This is a genomic window from Actinomadura logoneensis, from assembly GCF_003428695.1.
In the GTDB taxonomy this organism is placed as follows: Bacteria; Actinomycetota; Actinomycetes; order Streptosporangiales; family Streptosporangiaceae; genus Spirillospora; species Spirillospora logoneensis.
The window spans coordinates 1-767 of record NZ_QURH01000407.1; the positions used below are offsets into that span (position 1 = coordinate 1).

The following is a 767-nucleotide window of genomic DNA, read 5'->3' on the forward strand; positions in this document are numbered from 1 at the left end:
GCCGCCGTGGTCCGGCCGGTCGGCAACGCCGTCGACGCCGTCACCGACGCGCCCGGCGCGCGCCGCCGCGCCGAGCGGCTGCAGCGCGAGAACCAGCGGCTGCGCGACCAGCTCCGCAGCGCGCGGATCGACCAGGGCAAGTCGGCGCAGCTCGACCGGCTGCTCGGCGCGGCCGGGCTCGGCGGCTACCGGATCGTGGCGGCGAACGTGATCTCCGTGGGCCAGGGCCTGGAGGACACCGTCACCATCGACGCCGGCTCGGGCTCGGGCATCCGCCCCGACATGACCGTGATGACCGGGGACGGCCTGGTCGGACGGGTCACCCGGGTCGGTCCCGCGACCTCGACGGTGCTGCTGGCGACCGACGTGAACTCCTCGGTCGGCGCCCGGCTGGAGGACTCCAAGGAGATCGGCTTCGTCCAGGGCCGGGGCCGCCGCGGCCTCGGCGGCGGGCGCACCCCGATGCGGTTCCAGTTGCTCGACGCGAACGCGCCGCTGCGGGTGGGGCAGCGGCTGGTCACGCTCGGCTCGCAGGGCGAACGCCCGTACGTGCCCGGCGTCCCCGTGGGGACGGTCGAACGCATCGACGCGCCCGCCGGCGGACTGACCCGCACCGCCTACATCCAGCCGTTCGTGCACTTCACCGGACTGGACGTGGTCGCGGTGGTGGTCGCCCCGCCGAAGACGGACCCGCGCGACGCGGTGCTCCCGCCGTCGCCCACGCCGTCCGCCCCGGCCCCGCCCGCCGCCGCCCCCGGCGCGTCCCC

The 767-nt window shown here is 77.2% G+C and carries 1 protein-coding gene; it reads left to right on the plus strand.

Going from position 1 to position 767, the window contains the following annotated elements:
- Positions 1 to 767: rod shape-determining protein MreC (gene mreC, locus DZF91_RS22990; RefSeq protein ID WP_147341281.1), on the plus strand; the 767-nt coding region annotated here is incomplete at both ends.